The organism is Leisingera sp. (assembly GCF_034669605.1).
Classification (GTDB): domain Bacteria; phylum Pseudomonadota; class Alphaproteobacteria; order Rhodobacterales; family Rhodobacteraceae; genus Leisingera.
The window spans coordinates 1-2,138 of the sequence record NZ_JAXMOX010000364.1; the positions used below are offsets into that span (position 1 = coordinate 1).

At 63.2% G+C, this 2,138-nt stretch carries 1 protein-coding gene; it reads right to left on the reverse strand.

Annotation, left to right across the window (positions count from 1 at the left end; genetic code table 11):
- Positions 1-238 precede the first annotated feature (238 nt).
- Positions 239-2,138 (reverse strand): FAD-dependent oxidoreductase (locus VOI29_RS24265; protein WP_323784434.1); only part of this gene is annotated, 1,900 nt, incomplete at its 5' end.

Consider the following 2,138-nt stretch of genomic DNA (forward strand, 5'->3'; position numbering starts at 1 on the left):
CAGCCTGCACTAGGCGGCTGGGGTGGGGGCGATGCCTCCGGCGGGAGTATTTTGGGAAAGATGAAGAGACGGGTCCAGGAAAAATCCATTAGGTCAGAGAGGCTGACCGAATGTTTCGCGCGCGAAACATTCGGGTAAAAGGGCTGACGTATCTGTTGCGGGGTTGCCCTGAGGGCAGCGTACGCTGCTCCGGCAACAGGGGGCAGGCAGGTCAGCACAACTGACCTGCCTGGGGGAGTTAGCCGCGCATCCGGGCGCCGTCGGCGTCGAACAGCGGTTCAGTGATCAGGCGGGCCTTGTACATCTTGCCAAGGATCTCGATCCCGGCCTCAAGGCCCTCCCGGACGCGATCGGTGGGAACAAACCCCAGGGCGATGGATTTCTGCGCGTGGTGGGAATAGCCGCCGGAGGTGCAGAAGCCCGCTACGGTGCCGTCCAGCCAGACCGGCTCATAGGCGACCACATCGGCGTCGTCTGCATCGACTTCAAAAGCGCAGAGCCGGCGGGCGGGGCCTGCGTCGCGTTCGGCTTCTGCCGCGGCCCGGCCGATGAAATCCGCCTCTTTTTTGAAAGAGATGAAGCGATCCAGTCCTGTTTCCGCCGCTGTGTAGTCGGGCGAGAATTCCCGCAGCCAGGAGCCGAAGAATTTATCGAGCCGCAGGGACATCATCGCCCGCATGCCGAAGGGCTTCATCCCATGCGGCTGGCCTGCGGTCCAGAGCGCATCCCACAAGGCGCGCTGGGAGAGCAGGTCGCAATAGATCTCATAGCCGAGATCGCCGGTGTAGCTGACGCGCTGCACGATGCAGTCGGCCATGCCAACGGTCAGGCGGCGCACATCCATGAAACGCATGTCAGAGATGTCCTGGCGGGTGCAGGCCTGCAGCACCTCGCGCGCCTTGGGACCTGCGATCTGGAAGCCGTTACGGGTGTCGGAGATGTTTTCCAGGCTGACACCGTCGTCCAGGTTCTGCAGGAACCAGCGCATATGGTAGGCTTGACTGCCGTAGGAGGCGGTGAGCTGAAACTCTTCTTCCGACAGGCAGGAGATGGTGAAATCGCCGATCAGCCGGCCCTTGGGGGACAGCATCGGGGTCAGCGACAGGCGGCCCGGTTTTGGCACCCGGCCGGCCATGATACGGTCGAGCCAGGCGCGGGCACCAGCCCCCTTGACCAGGTATTTTCCGAAGTTGTGGACCTCGTTGATGCCGACGTTTTCGCGCACGGCTCTCACTTCGCGCGCGATGGCCTCAAAGGCGTTGGAACGGCGGAAGGAGGGGGTCTCGAAACGCGGTTCACCCTCTGCCGCGAAGTAGTTCGGCACCTCCAGCCCGTATTGCGCGCCCCAGACTGCGCCCATGTCATCAAAGATGTCGTACATCGGGGTGGTGCGGAACGGGCGGGCGGCGGGCAGCTCTTCGTTCGGGTAGGCGATGGAAAAACGTTTTTGATAGTTTTCAATGACTTTCGGGCGGGTGTAGCCCGGGGTGATCCAGCCACCGAAGCGGGCGCAGTCCATCGCGAAGGTGTCGCGCTCGCATTCGCCCTCCACCATCCATTGCGCCAGCATCAGGCCGACGCCGCCGCCCTGGGAGAAGCCGGCCATTACCGCACAGGCGGACCAATAGTTGCGCATGCCGGGCACCGGGCCGACCAGAGGGTTGCCGTCGGGGGCAAAGGTGAAGGGGCCGTGGATCACCGATTTGACGCCTGCAGCCTCCAGCGCCGGGAAGCGTTTATAGGCAAAGTTGATGGAATCCTCGATCTTGTCGAAATCGTCCTGCAGCAACTCGTGGCCGAAGTCCCAGGGGGTGCCATCCACTGCCCAGGGTTTGCAGGGCTGTTCGTAGAAACCGATGCAGAGGCCGCGGCCCTCTTGCCTGAGGTAGCTTTCGCCGGCCGGGTCCATCACATGCGGGTGCTCGCCGCCGCCGTCGATGATTTCGGCGATCATCGGCACCTCGTCGGTGACGATATATTGATGCTCCATCGGGTGCAGCGGGAAGTAAACGCCGGCCATTGCACCGACCTCGCGCGCCCAGAGACCGCCTGCGTTGACGACATGTTCCGCGTGAACGGTGCCCTTGCTGGTCACCACATCCCAGGTGCCGTCGGGGCGGTGGTTGGTCTCGATCTCC